15 protein-coding genes are annotated in these 13832 nt (G+C 68.8%); 2 read left to right on the top strand and 13 right to left on the bottom strand.

Features of this window, described 5'->3' with window-relative positions; genetic code table 11:
* Positions 1-7 precede the first annotated feature (7 nt).
* The 7 genes from LKO27_RS04540 to LKO27_RS04510 all read right to left on the bottom strand — a co-directional run bounded on the left by LKO27_RS04540 (position 8) and on the right by LKO27_RS04510 (position 6966).
* Complete coding sequence (locus LKO27_RS04540) at positions 8-1681, bottom strand: SulP family inorganic anion transporter (RefSeq protein ID WP_227735684.1); 1674 nt, start codon at positions 1679-1681, stop codon at positions 8-10.
* Entirely contained in the window at positions 1678-2904 is a 1227-nt protein-coding gene (gene tgt / locus LKO27_RS04535; RefSeq protein ID WP_227735683.1) for a tRNA guanosine(34) transglycosylase Tgt, read from the bottom strand. Before tgt ends, LKO27_RS04540 begins: the two co-directional genes overlap by 4 nt.
* On the bottom strand, positions 2901-3635 hold the full coding sequence (locus LKO27_RS04530) for a 16S rRNA (uracil(1498)-N(3))-methyltransferase (RefSeq protein WP_227735682.1): 735 nt from the start codon (positions 3633-3635) through the stop codon (positions 2901-2903). Before LKO27_RS04530 ends, tgt begins: the two co-directional genes overlap by 4 nt.
* Positions 3632-4798 (bottom strand): molecular chaperone DnaJ, encoded by a 1167-nt coding sequence (gene dnaJ / locus LKO27_RS04525; protein WP_227735681.1) that lies wholly within the window; start codon positions 4796-4798, stop codon positions 3632-3634. The genes LKO27_RS04530 and dnaJ overlap by 4 nt, the downstream gene beginning before the upstream one ends.
* 10 nt (positions 4799-4808) lie before the next feature.
* On the bottom strand, positions 4809-5822 hold the full coding sequence (hrcA, locus tag LKO27_RS04520) for a heat-inducible transcriptional repressor HrcA (RefSeq protein ID WP_227737208.1): 1014 nt from the start codon (positions 5820-5822) through the stop codon (positions 4809-4811).
* Positions 5823-5934: 112 nt separating this feature from the next.
* The gene (locus LKO27_RS04515) at positions 5935-6327 is read right to left on the bottom strand and encodes a hypothetical protein (protein WP_227735680.1); all 393 of its coding nucleotides are present in this window, start codon (positions 6325-6327) and stop codon (positions 5935-5937) included.
* 57 nt (positions 6328-6384) lie between these two features.
* Positions 6385-6966: a TetR/AcrR family transcriptional regulator gene (locus LKO27_RS04510; RefSeq protein ID WP_227735679.1), complete on the bottom strand. Its 582-nt coding sequence runs from the start codon at positions 6964-6966 to the stop codon at positions 6385-6387.
* Between the two features lie 62 nt (positions 6967-7028).
* Here LKO27_RS04510 and LKO27_RS04505 point away from each other — a divergent pair, with 62 nt between their 5' ends.
* The gene (locus tag LKO27_RS04505) at positions 7029-7868 is read left to right on the top strand and encodes an MBL fold metallo-hydrolase (RefSeq protein WP_227735678.1); all 840 of its coding nucleotides are present in this window, start codon (positions 7029-7031) and stop codon (positions 7866-7868) included.
* A 1-nt stretch (position 7869) separates the two neighbouring features.
* On the opposite strand, the gene LKO27_RS04500 is transcribed toward LKO27_RS04505, so the two are convergent.
* Both LKO27_RS04500 and LKO27_RS04495 read right to left on the bottom strand, forming a co-directional pair.
* Positions 7870-8643 carry an inositol monophosphatase gene (locus tag LKO27_RS04500; RefSeq protein ID WP_227735677.1) on the bottom strand — a complete coding sequence of 258 codons (774 nt, stop codon included), beginning with the start codon at positions 8641-8643 and terminating at the stop codon, positions 7870-7872.
* A gap of 56 nt (positions 8644-8699) precedes the next feature.
* Positions 8700-9545, bottom strand: a complete 846-nt coding sequence (locus tag LKO27_RS04495; RefSeq protein WP_227735676.1) for a DUF3097 domain-containing protein — start codon at positions 9543-9545, stop codon at positions 8700-8702.
* Between the two features lie 89 nt (positions 9546-9634).
* Between LKO27_RS04495 and pdxH the strand changes: the two genes are divergently transcribed.
* The gene (pdxH, locus tag LKO27_RS04490; RefSeq protein ID WP_227735675.1) at positions 9635-10300 is read left to right on the top strand and encodes a pyridoxamine 5'-phosphate oxidase; all 666 of its coding nucleotides are present in this window, start codon (positions 9635-9637) and stop codon (positions 10298-10300) included.
* 65 nt (positions 10301-10365) lie between these two features.
* On the opposite strand, the gene LKO27_RS04485 is transcribed toward pdxH, so the two are convergent.
* The 4 genes from LKO27_RS04485 to hemW form a co-directional block, all read right to left on the bottom strand.
* On the bottom strand, positions 10366-11172 hold the full coding sequence (locus tag LKO27_RS04485; protein WP_227735674.1) for a hypothetical protein: 807 nt from the start codon (positions 11170-11172) through the stop codon (positions 10366-10368).
* Complete coding sequence (locus LKO27_RS04480) at positions 11157-11915, bottom strand: ATP-binding cassette domain-containing protein (protein ID WP_227735673.1); 759 nt, start codon at positions 11913-11915, stop codon at positions 11157-11159. Before LKO27_RS04480 ends, LKO27_RS04485 begins: the two co-directional genes overlap by 16 nt.
* Positions 11872-12342, bottom strand: a complete 471-nt coding sequence (locus tag LKO27_RS04475) for a GntR family transcriptional regulator (RefSeq protein WP_227735672.1) — start codon at positions 12340-12342, stop codon at positions 11872-11874. The genes LKO27_RS04480 and LKO27_RS04475 overlap by 44 nt, the downstream gene beginning before the upstream one ends.
* 223 nt (positions 12343-12565) lie before the next feature.
* Complete coding sequence (gene hemW / locus LKO27_RS04470) at positions 12566-13774, bottom strand: radical SAM family heme chaperone HemW (protein WP_227735671.1); 1209 nt, start codon at positions 13772-13774, stop codon at positions 12566-12568.
* Between the last annotated feature and the right edge of the window lie 58 nt (positions 13775-13832).

The raw sequence follows: 13832 nt of genomic DNA, 5'->3' as shown, positions 1-13832 counted from the left end.
CCCGACTCTACGACGCGCCGCGTCCGGCGTGGCGGCGTACGTGGCTGCGGGCGTGCTCGACCGCCGGTCCCAACTCGTCGAACAGGTGCTTGTGGTGGCGCAGCGCCTTGACGACACCGACCCTGCTCACCATCCGCAGGTGGCGGGGCTGGACGCCCTTCACCAGGACGGTGATGCCTCGCGCTTCGAGGGCCTCGATGATCTCCACCAGGGCGTGCGCACCCGTCGCGTCCAGCAGCTTCAGGTGCGACATCCGCAGGATGACCACCTCGACGTCGCGGACGCTGGAGATCTCGGTCATGATCCTGTCCGCGGCCCCGAAGAACATCGAGCCCTCGAGCCGGAACAGGGCAATCCGATCGTCTCCCTCCACGGGCTCGCCCGGCAGTGTCTCGCGAGTCACGCCGGAGATCTTGGCGACGGCACGCAGCGCGAAGAACGCGGCGGCCAGGACGCCGATCTGGATGGCCTGGATCAGGTCGAACGCGACGGTGACGAACGCCGTCACCACGAACAGCAGCGCCGAGGTGCGCGACGCCCGGAGGATGGCCCTGGCAGTGCTCGCCGAGACCATCCGGGAAGCAGTCACCATGAGCACACCGGCCAGCGCCGCCAGCGGGATCCGTCCGACGAGTGACGAACCGGCGTAGACCACCACCAGCAGCAGCAAGGCGTGAACCACAGAGGAGAGCCGGGTCCGGCCACCGCTGCGGACGTTGACGGCGGTCCGGGCGATGGCGCCGGTGGCGGGCATGCCGCCGAACATGCCGGCCGCCACCGACGCGAGGCCCTGGCCGACGAGCTCACGGTCCGGTTGGTAGGGGCCGGTGCCGCCCTGGGGGCCCTGCATCCCGGAGGCGACGCGCGCCGACAGCAAGGACTCGATCGCCGCCAGCAGTGCGACGGCGAACGCTGGGCCGGAGAGCTGGGTCAGGAGGTCCAGGGACACCGTCGGGAACGCGGGCGCGGGCAGGGCGCTGGGCAGCGCGCCGATCCTGGGGATGTCCATGGCCGCCACTTCGGCCACGACCGTCGCCACGATGACGGCGATGAGGCTCGCGGGAAGCGCCTTGTGGATGCGCGGGACCAGCACCATCATCGCGACCACCGACGCCACTACAGCGAGGGTGAGCCCCACCGTGGGCCACTGCGACGACGACGCGGACAGCCACGCCGCCACCGCGGCGTTGACGCCCGGTTCGGCCTCCGTCCCCGTGGCCAGCGGCACCTGCTGCAGGAAGATGATGACGGCGATGCCGAGGGTGAAGCCCTCCACAACTGGCCAAGGGATGAATGCGACGGCGCGTCCGAGTCCGCTCAGGCCCAGCAGCAGCACGAGCACGCCCGCCATGAGGCTGACCAGCGCCATGCTCCCGACCCCGTGGCTGGCCACGATGGGGGCCAGCACGACGACCATCGCCCCGGTCGGTCCCGACACCTGCACGTGGCTGCCGCCGAAGATCGCGGCCACCAGTCCTGCCACCACCGCGGTCACCAAACCGGCCGCCGCGCCCACTCCGGAGGAGACTCCGAAGGCCAGCGCCAGTGGCAGCGCCACGATGCCGATGGTGAGGCCCGCGAAGATGTCCCCCCGCCAGGTGCGCGGGAGTTCCGCGTAGTCGTCCCGGGAGGGCAGCAGCTCGCGGACCTTTCGGCCCAACGTCCCCAGCCGCTGGTTCACGACGCGCGCCTGGTGGCGTAGAACCGGCCCAGGAACTCGCTGCGGTGGGCGTCGAAGTCCCCGGACCGCATCGAGGCGCGGATGTCGTCGACCAGGCGGACGGTGAAGCGTTCGTTGTGGATGGTCGCGAGGGTGGAGGCCAGGATCTCCTTGGCCTTGAAGAGGTGGTGCAGGTAGGCCCGGGTGTAGTGGGTGCAGGTGTAGCAGTCGCAGCCGTCCTCGAGGGGCTCGAAGGCCCTGCGGGAGGCCGCGGTGTTGACGTTGTAACGGCCGTCGGCTGTGTAGATGGCAGCGTTGCGTGCCACGCGTGAGGGGTTGACGCAGTCGAAAGTGTCGGCTCCGGCTGCGACGGCGGCGAACAGGTCGTCGGGCTCGGAGATGCCGAGCAGGTGGCGCGGTTTGTCCTCGGGAAGTTCGTCGGCCATCCAGCCGACGATGGTCCCCAGGTTCTGCTTCTCCAGCGCCCCGCCCAGACCGTAGCCGTCGAAGCCCTGGCCCTCCACCTCGAGTTCTGCCAGCCCTCGGGCGGCGGAGCGGCGCAGGTCCTCGTACTGGGCGCCCTGCACCACCCCGAACAGCGCCTGGTAAGGCTTGTCGGAACGTTCGCCGGTGAGGCGCACGTGTTCGACGAGGCAGCGCTGCGCCCAGCGATGGGTGCGCTCCACCGACTCCTCCTGGTACTGGCGGGTGTTCATCAGGGTGGTCAGCTCGTCGAAGGCGAAGATGATGTCTGCCCCCAGCTGGTGCTGGATGCCCATCGACACCTCGGGCGTGAAGCGGTGCGGGTCCCCGTTGAGGTGGCTGTTGAAGGTGACCCCGTCGTCGTCGACATGGGCGAGGCGGGTCTTGCCGTCGGCGATCACCTCGTCGTCGGCCAGGCCCTCGGTGTCCATCGCGAGGACCTTCTTGAAGCCGGACCCCAGGCTCATCACCTGGAAACCGCCGGAGTCTGTGAACGTGGGACCCGCCCAGTTCATGAACGCGCCCAGGCCGCCCGCCTCGTCGACGATGTCGGGTCCCGGCTGCAGGTAGAGGTGGTAGGCGTTGGCCAGCACGGCTTGGGCGCCGAGTTGGGCCAACGCCTCGGGCAGCACGCCCTTGACCGTGGCTTTGGTGCCCACGACGATGAACGCGGGCGTCTCGATGTCGCCGTGCGGGGTGTGGATGACGCCGGTGCGGCCGTGGCGGTCAAGGCGGGAGGTGATGTCGAATCCGAAGCTCATCTCGCCTGCCTCGCCAGCACCTCGAGCTGTGCGACGGCGACGGCACCGGCCGTGGAGGTGCGCAGGACGCCGTCGGAGATGAGCACCGGACGGGCGCCCGCGTCGGTGAAGGCGGCCAGCTCGTCTGGTGAGATTCCACCCTCGGGTCCGACGATGACCGCCACGCTCCCGCTCGCGGGCAGGGTCACGTCGGCGATGTGGTCGGTGGCCTCCTCGTGCAGGACGAGTGCCAGGTCGACGTCAGCGACGAGGGCCGCGACCTCCCGGGTGCTGGCTGAGCTCACCTGCGGCAGGAAGCTGCGGCGGGACTGCTTCATGGCCTCGCGGGCGGTCGCCTGCCACTTGGCCAGGGACTTGGCACCCCGGTCGCCCTGCCAGCGCACGATGGAGCGGGACGCCTGCCAGGCAACGATCCGCCTGACCCCCACCTCTGTGAGCATCTCCACCGCCAGATCCGACCGGTCCCCCTTGGCGAGGGCCTGGACCGCCACGAACTCCAGACCGGGTGGCGGAGTGTTGTCGATCCTGACCACCTCCACGAGCAGTTCCCCGGCTTCGGTGGAGGTCACGGGCCCCCAGACCCGGCGGCCGAGGCCGTCAGCCAGGAAGACCGTCTCCCCCGGGCGGATCCGTTTGACCGAGATCGCGTGGCGGGCCTCGTCCCCCGTGACCCTGACCGCTTCGCCGACAGCGACGTCTCCGAAGGAGGCCAGGAAGAGGGGGTCGCTCACTTGAAGGTCTCCCGCAACCAGCCCAGGACGCCGCCCTTGTGGCCGCTGTGGGCCTCCACCTCGCCGAGGGTCTCGTTGCGGGCCTCGGCCAGCTCCCGAATGATTTCGCGCTGGCGGTCGTCGAGCTTGGTCGGCGTCTGGACCAACAGGGTGATGCCGAGGTCTCCCCGGCCGCCGCCACGCAGCTTGGGGACGCCCCGGTTCTTGATGGCGATCCGTGTGCCCGACTGCGTGCCTGCCGGAACCTCGACGGCCACCGAGCGGTCGGCCTCGTCGGAGTTCTCCCACTCGGCCTCCAGGGTGGCCACGTCGACCGTGGTACCGAGCGCCGCAGCGGTCATCGGCAGTTTCACGACCATTTCGAGGTTGTCGCCGTCGCGCCGGAACGTCTCGTGCTCGGCCACCTGGATCTCGACGTACAGGTCGCCCGCGGGACCGCCACCCGGCCCGACCTCGCCCTGGCTCTCCAGGTGGATGCGGATGCCGGTGCTCACACCCGCGGGGATTCGCACCGAGATGTTGCGCACGGAACGCACCCGCCCCTCGCCGGAGCACTCACCGCAGGGGCGCGGGATGATGGTTCCGTAACCGCGACAGGTGGGGCAGGGTTGTGAGGTGCGGATGTCGCCGATGAAGCTGCGCTGGATCTGGGAGACCTCACCGTTGCCGTCACAGGTGGCGCAGGTCACCGGCTCGGAGCCTGGCTCGCCGCCGCGGCCCTGGCACTTCGGACAGACCACCGCGGTGTCGACCTTGATGGACTTCGTGGTGCCGAAAACCGCCTCGTGGAGCTGGAGCCGGACCCGGATCAGCGCGTCCTGACCCTGACGCACCCGGGATCGAGGCCCGCGCGTGCCCTGGGCACCGAACATGGCGTCGACGAGGTTGGAGAAGTCGAACCCGCCCGCGAAGCCGCCACCGAAGCCGGAGAACCCGGCGCCCTGGTTGGACATCGGATCCCCGCCGCGGTCGTAGACGGCGCGCTTGTTCGGGTCGCTCAGGACCTCGTAGGCCTCGTTGAGTTCCTTGAACTTGTCCGCGGCGTCGTCGTCCTGGGCGACGTCGGGGTGCACCTTCATCGCCTGCTTGCGGTAGGCCTTCTTGATCTGCTCGGCGGTTGCGTCCTGGTCGAGCCCGAGAATGCCGTAGTAGTCCTTGCTCATGCGGGTTGGTTCAGCCTTCCGTCAGGAATCGGCTCACGTACCGCGCGACGGCGCGGACGGATGCGATGGTCGTTGGGTAGTCCATGCGGGTGGGTCCGACGATCCCGAGGCTGGCGCTCAGGTCGCCTCCGGAACCGTACCCGGAGGCCACGAGGGAGGTGGACTGGAAACCCTCGGCCTTGTTCTCCTGCCCGATCCGGATGGTCACGTCGTCGCCGGAGGCCTCGCTCAGCAGGCGAAGCAGGACCACCTGCTCCTCCAGCGCCTCCAGCAGCGGCCGAAAATTGTTCTGGAAGTTGGCGTCGAAGGACGCGACGTTGGGGACACCGGCGACCACGACGTGGGCGGCGTGCTCCGGGCCCAGCAGCTCCAGCAGCGTGGCGACGATGGGCGCGGCGAGCGCGCGGTCCGACGGCGAGAACTCGTCGAGGGCCCGCCCCAGTGCCTGGGCCGCATCGGCGGCGGTGTGCCCGACGACGGCCTCCAGCAACCGGCCACGGATCGGGGCCAGGAGCTGCTCGTCGGGCACCTGGAACTCCAGCACGGTCTGGTCCACGCGGCCCGCGGAGTTGACCACCAGCACCAGCAGGCGGTCGTTGGTGAGCGGGACCAGTTCCACGTGGCGGACGACCGCGCGCTGCGCGATCGGGTACTGCACGATTGCCACCTGGCGGGTGAGCTGTGCCAGCAGCCGCACCGTCCGGGTGACGAGGTCGTCCATGTCCATGGCCCCGGACAGGAAGGTGGAGATGGCGCGACGCTCGGCGGGCGACAGCGGCTTGATCCCTGCCAGGCGGTCCACGAACAGCCGATAGCCCTTGTCCGTGGGGATCCGACCAGCGCTGGTGTGGGGCTGCATGATGTAGCCCTCCTCCTCCAGCACGGCCATGTCGTTGCGCACGGTGGCCGAGGACACGTCCAGTTGGTGGCGGTCGACGAGGGCCTTGGACCCCACGGGCTCGCGACGGTCCACGTAGTCGGTGACGATGGCGCGCAGCACGGCCAGCTTGCGGTCGTCGAGCATCTTCACCTCCGGTCTGATTCTGGCACTCACGGGATGCGAGTGCCAGTGTAGTTCCGGTTGCGCGTGCTTTCCGAATCGTAAGGGGAGGTAGGCCAATCCGCGCGGGAGTGCCTCAGGCCGCCGCGATCAGCCCGACGCCGGCCCCGATCACCCCGAGCACCACCGCCACCCCGCCCGCCACTATTGACCACCTCATGGCGTTGGGCTCCTTCGGATCCTCGCCGAGGACCGACAGGAAGAACCCCAGTGGCATCAGGATGGCACCTACCAGCACCCCGCTCGCCAGCGCTTCGGCCCATCCGGGGACGCCCTGGTCACGCAGGAGGAGCTGGACCACCAGCCCGAGGATCACCAGCACCCCGGCGTGGGCGTGACCGGCCCGGAAGTAGGCCCGTTGCAGTTCGTTCGTGCGCACCTTGCCGCTCACCACGCGAAGCAGGAAGGACCCGCCCCACGCGATCGCGACCACGGTCAGCAGGACGATTCCGATGGCTTGGTTGGACATCAAAGTGCCTCTCTTGGGATTGGGATGTTGGCTGCGAGGGTTCCAAGGCGGTCGTGGTCATCGGCCGGAGTAGAGCATCGCCGCGGCGCGCCGGGCGAGGTCCGCGAGCTCCTCCGGCGACTCCGGGGCGACCTTGGCGCGCGCGAGGCTGCCGGTGAGAGCGAGCGTCGAGAGCCCGTGGACCAGGGACCAGCCGGCTACGACGGCCGCACGTTCGTCCGCCGCTGTAGCGCCCTCACCCAACGATTCGACCCCACCGCGCAGCTTCGAGAAGGCGCGCTCCCCGGCCCTGGTCAGTTCGGGGTCCTCCAACAGCAGGTCAGGGCGGAACATGACCGCGAAGTGGGCGGGATGCGAGACGGCGAACTCGACGTAGGCCACACCCAGGTCAAGCAGGGACCCGCCACGGGAGCTGGTTGTGTCCAAAGCATCGGAGAGTGCGTCGAAGCCCTCGATGGCGATCGCCGTCAGGACGCCGTCGCGGGATCCGAAGTGGTGCCTGGGGGCGGTGTGCGAGACCCCCAGGTCCTGGGCGATCCCCCGCAGCGAGAGGTGCTCCGGACCGGCCCCGGCGATCACCTGCAGAGCCCGGTCCAGGACAGCGCGACGCAGGTCGCCGTGGTGATAGGTGTCAGCCATGACTGAAACTTTACAGTGGCAACTTTCCGTTGTAAAGATGCAGTTCGGCATAGTCTGGCCTCATGTCAGCAACCCCCGCCATCAACTGGCTCGAACTCACGCCCCGCGTCTTCGTCACCACCCTGGAGCCGGCCGCGGTCAACGTCGGGCTCGTCGTCGGCGACGCTGCCGCGATGCTCGTGGACGCCGGCTCCTCACCCGAGCAGGGGGAAGCGCTGCTGTCGTCGGCGACGGCCAGGGCGGGCGTTCCGGTCACGCACGTCGCGGTGACCCACAACCACTGGGACCACTGGTTCGGGATCGCGGGCATGGGAGCAGTCACCAGCATCGCGCACGAGAACCTTGCGATCACCGAACCGTCGTCGGAGACGCTCGCGAAGGCCGCGGAACAGGGGCTGCAGGAGCTGCCTCGCCCCACGGAGACCTTCTCGATCGCCCGTGCCGTGGATCTCGGCGGGCAGCGGGTTGAACTCGTCCACTTCGGCGGCGGCCACACCAACTGCGACGTGTTCGTCCTCGTCCCCGGGGAGAACATCACGTTCGCCGGAGACATGCTCGAGGAGGGCGCGGATCCGCAGTTCGACCCGACCTCCAACATCAGCAACTGGCCGACCGCCCTCGACGGCGTGCTGGGGGCGGCCAATGAGCACACCAGATTCGTCCCCGGCCACGGCGACGTCGTCGACCGCAACTTCGGCTTCATCCAGCGAGCCCACGTCGGGATGCTCTACGGAAACACCGAGTACCTGATCCAGCAGGGAACCAAGCTCTCCGACGCCGCGGCCGCGGCCGAGTGGCCCTTCAGCACCGAGACGCTGGCCGTAGCACTCCCGCTGGTCTACGCCGAGCTCGAGGCCAAGGGAATCAAGCCCCGCACGCAGCTGCCGATCACGGGGCTGTGAGTCAGAGCTTCCAGTGCTGCTGGGCCGCCATCCAGACGAGCACGTCGTTGGCCACCAGAAGTCCCCGGGAACGGGACAGCACCGAGTAGGCCAACCCGTCCATGGTGCGGCTCACGCCGCCGTTCTCGGTCAGCATCAGGGACCCCGCCAGATGGTCCCAGGGCTGCAGTGACATGTAGTAGACGTAGTCGAACTCCCCGTGCAGCACCGCCGGGTAGTCGAAGCAGCACGCGAACTTGGTGTGCACCACGGGGCTCAGTGCGCCGTCGCCGGTGAACCCAAGATGGGCGTTCTTGGAGGAGGCCCCGAGCGGCAGGCGGTCGTGCTTCTCAGGGACGACCGCCTCGTCGTTCATCCGCAGGCCCGCGCCGCGCTCGGCGACGTAGGCGCGCCCGGTCTGCGGCTGCCAGATCCAGCCGCGGGTGGTCACGCCACCACGCGTCTCGGCGATGATCACGCCGTGCTCGTCCTTGCCGCGCACGAAGTTCGCGGTGCCGTCGATGGGGTCGATGATGAAGGCGTGGTCCGCGTTCGGCAGCAGGTCCCGCAGTTTGGGGTCGGCGAAGATGGCCTCCTCCCCCACCACCAGCGCATCCGGATTGGCCGCGCGCAGGCGTGCCGTGATCAGCTCCTCGGCCTCCTTGTCGGCGATCGTGACGAAGTCGGCCTCGTGGGTCTTGGTCTCGATGTCGGCAGCGGCGAGGCTCCTGAACCGGGGCGTGATCACCTCCTCGGCGGTCTCCTTCATCAACTCGAGGACGGCGGCGGTATCCATGCGCCCCACCCTATCGTCGTGCTCGGGAGGCCCTGCGCCCCTGGCATCGCACGAGGTCAGCCATCCTGCGGGTGGTCCTGGGTGACGAAGTCGATGAGCCGTTCCACCAGGGTGTTGAAGTGCGGTTCGAGGTCCCGCCAACTGCCCACGCGGGCCAGGATGGCCTGCCACCCCCGGGCGATGTCGGCCTGGTCGTGATGCGGCAGCCCGAGGGCGGCCAGGGTGCCCTTCTTGAAATCGACGTCGCGTGGGATCTGGGGCCAGGCCTTGAGACCGACACGGGCGGGCTTCACGGCGTGCCAGACGTCGATGTACTCATGCCCCTCGACCAGCACGACGTCGCGGAACCCGGCCTTGTGCACCTGGGCGACGATCCGCGACTCCTTGCTCCCCGGCACGAGGTGGTCCACCAGCACCCCCAGACGACGGCCGGGCTCGGGGCGGAACTCCGCGACGACGTCGGGCAGGTCGTCGATCCCGCCGAGGAACTCGACGACGACGCCGACGTGGCGGAGGTCGTCGCCCCAGACCTTCTCCACCAGTTCGGCGTCGTGGCGTCCTTCGACGTAGATGCGGCTGGGCAGGGCCACCCGCGCTTGCGCCGGCTCAGTCGTGGCCCGGGAGCCCGAGGCGGTGTACTTGGGCTTGCGCGGGGCGTTGCGCAGGGGCGGACGCAGGGCCACCGGCTGGCCCTCCAACAGGAACCCGGGGCCGAAGGGGAAGCTGCGACGCTTGCCGCGACGATCCTCCAGGACCACGATCCCGTTCTCCCAGCCGACGACCGCGCCAACGAAGTCGTCGAACTCCACGACGAGGTCCAACTCGACGGGGACATCGCGGGTCTGCTTCAGATGGGCCTTCTGCCAGCCGGGTGCGAGCACATCAGATGAGTATCGATCCACCCGGTGAAGGCTAGGCCCGCCCGGCCTCCAATCGCAGGAACGCCACCCCACCTCCCGGGAATCGCCTCTGCCGTGTGCAGACTGGGGACATGACTGTCCACGACCTGCGGAACCGACGGCTCAACTACGACTCAGCAACGCTGGCTGACGGTCAGGCCTCCGACCCCTTCGAGCTGTTCGCCCGTTGGATGGACGACGCAACCCACGCCCAGGACGCGGGGAGCCTGTTCGAGGCGACGGCGATGACGCTGGCCACCGCTCACCCGGGACCTGACGGCAACTGGCAGCCGGAGACGCGGGTGGTGCTGCTGAAGGCCTGGGATCCGACGGGATTCCTGTTCTTCACCAACTACGACTCGGCCAAGGGCCGCGAGGTGGACGCGAACCCGCGGGGGTGTCTGCATTTCCACTGGCCGGAACTCCACCGCCAGGTTCGCATCGACGGCCCTGTCCGCAGGTCGTCGGCGGCTGTGTCCGAGGAGTACTTCTCGATGCGCCCCCGGGGCTCGCAGATCGGCGCCTGGGCATCCCGGCAGAGCCAGCCGATCGCGTCACGGCAGGAACTTGAAGCGAGGGTGGCCGAGGCCGAGGCCCGGTTCGAGGGTGCCGAGGTGCCGCGCCCGCCGTTCTGGGGTGGCCTCGTCGTCGCACCGGAGAAGATCGAGTTCTGGCAGGGTCGCCCGTCGCGCCTGCACGACCGGATCCAGTTCACCTCGGTTGCGCGCGGGTGGGAGTCGGTCAGACTGGCGCCCTGAGCGCGACGCCTCCCCACAGCCCTGGGCTGCGGGGAGGCGTCAGACCTGCATCAGGCCAGGCTGACCTACCGGTTCCAGGAGACGGTCGTGCGCCAGACCAGGATCACCGCAGCGATCAGGAAGCCCGGGATGAACCCGATCGGCATCGCCGCCGGATCATCGCCGGTGACCATCACGTCGAGGAAGTTGAGACCGACCAGCCCCAGGGTGTCACCGTCCATCCCGAATCCGAGCGGGATGACGATCATGAACGCCATCAATGCCAGCTGCATGGCCACGTACAGCAGCACCCACACGACGATCGGCCCGCCGATTCCCATGGAGTTGAACCGCTTCTCGCTGCCAACCGAAGCGCAGAAGAAGTACTGGACGAGAGTCATCGTCAGCACGAGCAGCACCAGGAGCGGCACCACGAACCAGGCCCACCCGGGCATGAGTGCGGCGGCCTCGGTCAGGAAGTCCCCGACGATGTCGAAGACGTCGAAAGGCCGCAGGCCCAGGGACGCGGCGTTCCCGAAGAACGTCACCAGCCCCAGCAGAAGCCCCCACACCACCGAGCCGATCACCACGACCACTGCCCAGGCCAGCTTCGCCCAGTAGATGGTTGAGCCCCTGATGGGCAGGGTCTGGGTGAAGTAACCGGTGCGGCGGTAGCTGGAGGTCCAGTAGTCGATCCCAAGCGCCAGCTGGATGGCCGGGACCAGCCCGATGGTGGCCAACAGGCCCATCACCAGGCCGAGTTGGGCGATCATGGGCCACTGCGTCGCGGCGAACAGTGCTCCGGCCGCGGCCAGCAGCGTAGCCACCCCGAGGATCTGCAGGACCAGCCCACGCGTGCGGATGGCCTCGTGCTTGATCAGTTTGCCGACCATTGGTAGACCTCCTTGAACAGTTGGTCGATGCTCTTGTTGTGCTCGTGGCGCAGGTCGTCGACCTGGCCGGTGAGCTGGACCTTGCCGTAGCGCATCATCACGACGGCGTCGAGGATCGGCTCGAGGTCGTGGATGAGGTGGGTGGAGACCAGCAGCAGGGAGTCCTCGGAAACGTTGCGCAGGATCCCCTTGAGGATGACGTCCCGAGCCGCCGGGTCGACGCCCGAGATGGGCTCGTCCAACAGGTAGACGTGAGCCTTGCGCGACATCGCGAGCGCGATCTGCACCTTCTCCCGCATGCCCTTTGACATCTGCTTGAGCTTCATCGACTGCTCCAGCCCGAAGAAGCCGACCAGGTCGGCGGCAGCATCGCGGTCGAAGTCGGCGAAGAAGTCGGCGTAGAGGTCCAGGCAGTAGCTCACCCTTGCCGAGTCGGGCAGGAAGCTCGCATCCGGCAGGAACGAGACCCGCGCCTTCGACTCCGGGCCCAGTTGGCTGCCTGCGATCCACACGGACCCTTCGTGGTCCTGCAGAACGCCCGCGAGGACCTTGAGCAGCGTGGTCTTGCCGCACCCGTTCTCGCCCAGCAGCCCCACCACCTGCCCGTAGGGCAGGGTCAGGTCAAGTGAGTCCAGCGCGCGCAGCGGCCCGTAGGTCTTCGTGAGCCCCCTCACCTCGATGGCGTTGCCGGTCATCGCCTCAGCCTCCTTGCCGGGTGTTGGTCTCGTAGTGGTCGTGGTCATCTGTCCACCTCTCCTCCAGAAGTGATTGGGCGTCCCTCAGGCTCATCCCGAACCCGCGCCCGCGTTGTACGAAGTCATCTGCAGCCTGGGTCGCCAACCGTCGCCGCAAGCTCTTGATGAGCTGCTGGTCCTCGGTCACGAACCTTCCCGTGGTGCGTTCGGAGCGAACGAGGTTGTCGCGCTCGAGTTCTCCGAAGGCCCGCTGGACCGTGTTGGGATTGACGCCCAACTCGAGGGCGAGGTCCCTGACCCCAGCGATCCGCTCGCCCGCCGGCCAGATGCCGACGGCGATGCGGCGCGAGAACTCCGCGATCAGCTGGAGCCAGATCGGCTGGGTGCTGTCGAACTCCATGACCACCTCCTCGTTGTACCGCTGTACTAGGTGCTTAATACAGTAGTACGCCAAGGACCCCGGGTCAAGAGCCATGCTTGGGAGGTTGGCGCGCTCCGCTCACGCTGGTTGCCACCGTCGGCGGCCGACGCCACCGCTCACGCTGGTTGCCACCGTCGGCGGCCGACGCCACCGCTCACGCTGGATGCCACCGCTTCGGGCTCTCGCCACCACTGTGGCGGTGGCCAGCCGTGCAACCGGTGGCGAACCGGTTGCCGGCGGCGGCTCCGGCGAGCAGACCCGGTTTGGTGAGCTCGACTCAGTCGAGCAGGTCCCGCACCACGCCGTCGGCCAGCAGTCGGCCATCGAGGGTCAGCACGAGCCGGTCAGCCGTCACGACGGCGAGACCGGCGGAGACGACGTCGGCCACCCTCCCGCGCTCCGACGGCGTGAGCACCTCCAGCGGCAGGCCCTCGGCCAGGCGCAGCTCGAGCAGCACGCGCTCGACCCTGCGGTCCGCGTCCGTCAGGTGCTCGCCCGCCTGGGCCGGTGACCGGCCCTGTTCGAGCTCCTGCACCCAGGACCGGGGGTGCTTCCGGTTCCAGAACCGCACGCCGCCGACGTGGCTGTGCGCTCCGGGCCCGACGCCCCACCAGTTGGATCCGCGCCAGTAGGCGAGGTTGTGCCGGCACCGCCCCGACTCCCGCGTGGCCCAGTTGCTCACCTCGTAGTTGGCGAATCCTTGCCCTGTCAGGTACTGCTCGGCCATCAGGTACTTGTCTGCCAGGACGTCGTCGTCGGGCATGGGGACCTCACCCCGCCTGACCTGCAGGGCCAGCCGGGTCCCCTCCTCCACGATGAGGGAGTAGGCCGAGACGTGGTCCACCGGCGTCGCGGCCACCGCTTCCAGGGAACGGCGCCAGTCGTCGGTTGACTCCCCCGGGGTGCCGTAGATGAGGTCGAGGCTGACATGCTCGAAGCCGGCCTCGCTCGCCCAGCGGGCCGCATCCAGCCCCCGGCCAGCGGTATGCACCCGCTCCAGGACCTGCAGGACGTGCGGGACCACCGACTGCATACCCAGCGAGATGCGCGTGAAGCCCGCCTCCCGCAGCGCTGAGAAGTAGTGGGGGTCGACGGTGTCAGGATTGGCCTCGGTCGTGACCTCCGCGTCCGGCACCAACCCGAACTCCTCGCGCACCGCACCGAGAAGGAGCGCGAGGTCTGAGGACGGCAGCATCGTGGGGGTGCCGCCACCGAAGAAGACCGTGCTGACGGGGGGTGCGTCGTCGCCCAGGACCCGGCGCGCCAACCTGATCTCGGCCAGAGCGCCGGCGACGTAGCCCGAGGTGGTCATACCGGGCAGTTCCGAGGCGGTGTAGGTGTTGAAGTCGCAGTAGCCGCACCTGGTCCGGCAGAAGGGCACGTGGAGGTAGAACGACAGCGGTGCGGACCCAACCGTGGACAGCGCGGAGGCCGGGAGGGCGCCGTCGGACGGGAGGGACACGCCGTCGGGCAGTTGGGAGGGCATCTCCCAAGCCTACGTTTCCCTTCCGCCGCTGGCGAACGGGTGTGGGCGCGGTGGCAGT

This window comes from Tessaracoccus sp. OS52, from assembly GCF_020687685.1.
Lineage (GTDB): Bacteria > Actinomycetota > Actinomycetes > Propionibacteriales > Propionibacteriaceae > Arachnia.
The sequence above is the reverse complement of the archived record's forward strand: the minus strand, read 5'-3'. Positions and strand labels throughout refer to the sequence as shown.

Bases quoted from the DNA above. Each gene is read 5' to 3' on its own strand.
- LKO27_RS04485 (WP_227735674.1), bottom strand. From the start codon at position 11,172: ATGGTCGGCAAACTGATCAAGCACGAGGCCATCCGCACGCGTGGGCTG.
- pdxH (WP_227735675.1), top strand. From the start codon at position 9,635: ATGACTGTCCACGACCTGCGGAACCGACGGCTCAACTACGACTCAGCA.
- LKO27_RS04515 (WP_227735680.1), bottom strand. From the start codon at position 6,327: ATGTCCAACCAAGCCATCGGAATCGTCCTGCTGACCGTGGTCGCGATC.
- LKO27_RS04505 (WP_227735678.1), top strand. From the start codon at position 7,029: ATGTCAGCAACCCCCGCCATCAACTGGCTCGAACTCACGCCCCGCGTC.
- LKO27_RS04480 (WP_227735673.1), bottom strand. From the start codon at position 11,915: ATGACCACGACCACTACGAGACCAACACCCGGCAAGGAGGCTGAGGCG.
- LKO27_RS04475 (WP_227735672.1), bottom strand. From the start codon at position 12,342: ATGGCTCTTGACCCGGGGTCCTTGGCGTACTACTGTATTAAGCACCTA.
- LKO27_RS04500 (WP_227735677.1), bottom strand. From the start codon at position 8,643: ATGGATACCGCCGCCGTCCTCGAGTTGATGAAGGAGACCGCCGAGGAG.
- dnaJ (WP_227735681.1), bottom strand. From the start codon at position 4,798: ATGAGCAAGGACTACTACGGCATTCTCGGGCTCGACCAGGACGCAACC.
- LKO27_RS04510 (WP_227735679.1), bottom strand. From the start codon at position 6,966: ATGGCTGACACCTATCACCACGGCGACCTGCGTCGCGCTGTCCTGGAC.
- tgt (WP_227735683.1), bottom strand. From the start codon at position 2,904: ATGAGCTTCGGATTCGACATCACCTCCCGCCTTGACCGCCACGGCCGC.
- hrcA (WP_227737208.1), bottom strand. From the start codon at position 5,822: ATGCTCGACGACCGCAAGCTGGCCGTGCTGCGCGCCATCGTCACCGAC.
- hemW (WP_227735671.1), bottom strand. From the start codon at position 13,774: ATGCCCTCCCAACTGCCCGACGGCGTGTCCCTCCCGTCCGACGGCGCC.